Raw genomic sequence first — 2,053 nt, 5'->3', positions numbered from 1 at the left:
GTAAGCGCTCCATAAACCCCACCTCCCGCTGGTGGGGTTTTGCGTTTTAAAGTGGCGTTGTGGGTTTGCAGTTCCACGGCAGCAGCGCTTCGTAGCCTTCGATGCAATTGGCCTGAGGCAGGCGTTCGAGGATGTGACGCAGGTAGGCGTAAGGCTCTTGGTGGTTGGCCTTGGCGGTTTCGATCAGGCTGTAGATTTGCGCGCTGGCAGTGGCGCCCTTGGGTGTGTCGCTGAACAGCCAGTTCTTTCGGCCGATGACGAAGGGCCGGATGGCTCGCTCGGCGGCGTTGTTGTCGATCGGCAGGTGGCCGCCTTCGGCGTAGCGCTCCAGCCGGCTCCAGTTGTTGGCCAGGTAGTTTACGGCTTTGCCCAAGGCATTCTGTGCGGTAACTTGCGGCTGAGTTTTCTCCAGCCAGTTTTTCAGTTGAGCGAGGATCGGCAGGCTATGTTGCTGGCGACCCTGATAACGTTGTTCGGGGATGGCGTCTTTTAGGTCGCGCTCGATGCCGTACAGTTTGTTGATCAGGTTTAGCGCCACGTCGGCCCGTCCGGTTTTGCCCTTGGGCTGCACCTTCTGCGCCTCAATAAATTTACGTCGCGCATGCGCCAGGCAGGCTAAGCGCTCAACCCCGGCTTGCGCGGCCACGGCGTTGTAGCCGGCGTAGTCGTCGGTCATCAAGTAACCGCGGTAGCCCGCGAGCAGGCGCAGCGGCACGTCCTGCGCACGGCTGGTGGTATAGTCGAACAGGATTACTGGCCTGTCTGGCGGGCCGCCGGTTTGCACCCACATCCACGATTGGCTGCTCGGCTCACGCCCCGGCTCTTTGAGCACCTGCACACGGGTCTCATCGCAGTGCAGTACCGGGTAGTCCAGCAACTGGTCGCGTATCAAGTTGAGCAGCGGTTGTAGCAGCGCGCCACACTGGATCACCCAGCGCGCCAAGGTCTGGCGCGGGATGTCGATACCGTGCCGGCTGAGCATCCTCTCAAAGCGGTACAGCGGGATGCCGTCGGCGTATTTTGTTGTTAGCAGCATGGCCAGCACGCTGGGGCTGGCTAGGCTTTTCTCGATCAACTGCGCCGGCTTATCGGCAGTGATCGGCGCGGTTTCGCAGGTCTTGCAGGCGTAGGTTTTGCGGATGTGTTTGATCACCCGGACTTGCATCGGGATGATTTCCAGCTGCTCGCTGGTTTCTTCACCGATGACCTGTTTGCGGCAACCACACTCACAGGTCAGTTCGTGCTCGGGCAGCTCGTGGACGACTTCGACACGCGGCAGTTCAGCGGGCAACGGCTTACGCTTGCCACGACGCTTAACCGGAGCGACAACCTCTTCCTCGACGTCATCGGCAACGGCTTCAGGCGCAGTGTCGGTGAGGTTTTCAGCCTCGTTGAAGAACTCTAGCTGCGGTGAGTCAGGATCGGCACTCTGCTCGGACTTACGGCCGAACAGACGCTGGAGCAGCAGGGCGTTTTGTTCGCGCAGACGCTCAATTTGTCCATCCTTTTCCGACATCCGCACGCTCGCCGACAGCAGCAACTGCTTGAGCAAAAAAGGATCGTCGGGGAGGGTTTCGGGCATGGAAATCATGCCGTGGATTATACCGAATCAGGTGACGAAGCGCGGCGTCAGCAGCTTGTGCGGCTGGTTACCCCAGAGATCGATTCCATCCAAAAGTTGGTTCAATTCACGCACCGTCAACTCAATGGCTTCATCGCCCGCATCCGGCTTAGTTTTGAAGCGTTCGGCCTCTAGACGCTTGAGCCACAGACAGAAACCGTTGCGATGCCAGTAGAGAATTTTCACTTGGCTACGCGTGCGATTGAGGAACACAAATAATACTGGGTCGAACACCGCCACCTTGATATCCAGCTCGACCAGAGCGGCCAAGCCATTGATGGATTTACGGAAATCCACTGGCTTGGGATAAAGATAAACGGCTTTAACCTTGGGATCGGGGCGCATCATGGGCTGGCTCCAGAAAGAAAATCGGGAGCACAGCATCAGGTCGTACTTGGGTCATTTGAAGGTGGGGTTTATGGAGCGCTTACG

At 58.4% G+C, this 2,053-nt stretch carries 2 protein-coding genes; both read right to left on the bottom strand.

The genetic code is table 11. The features are described from left to right. Positions 1 to 46: 46 nt before the first annotated feature. A complete protein-coding gene (gene tnpC / locus ACODSV_RS36180) occupies positions 47 to 1,591 on the bottom strand; it encodes an IS66 family transposase (RefSeq protein WP_076965371.1) in 1,545 nt (514 codons plus the stop codon). Between the two features lie 18 nt (positions 1,592 to 1,609). After that, positions 1,610 to 1,969, bottom strand: coding sequence for an IS66 family insertion sequence element accessory protein TnpB (gene tnpB / locus ACODSV_RS36175; RefSeq protein ID WP_076965370.1), 360 nt, complete (start codon positions 1,967 to 1,969; stop codon positions 1,610 to 1,612). Between the last annotated feature and the right edge of the window lie 84 nt (positions 1,970 to 2,053).

The organism is Pseudomonas sp. FG86 (genome assembly GCF_057808775.1).
This window is presented reverse-complemented; position numbering and strand designations above follow the sequence as displayed.

What these genes read in the sequence shown, in the direction of transcription:
- tnpB (WP_076965370.1), bottom strand. Translation starts at nt 1,969, where the DNA reads ATGATGCGCCCCGATCCCAAGGTTAAAGCCGTTTATCTTTATCCCAAG.
- tnpC (WP_076965371.1), bottom strand. Translation starts at nt 1,591, where the DNA reads ATGATTTCCATGCCCGAAACCCTCCCCGACGATCCTTTTTTGCTCAAG.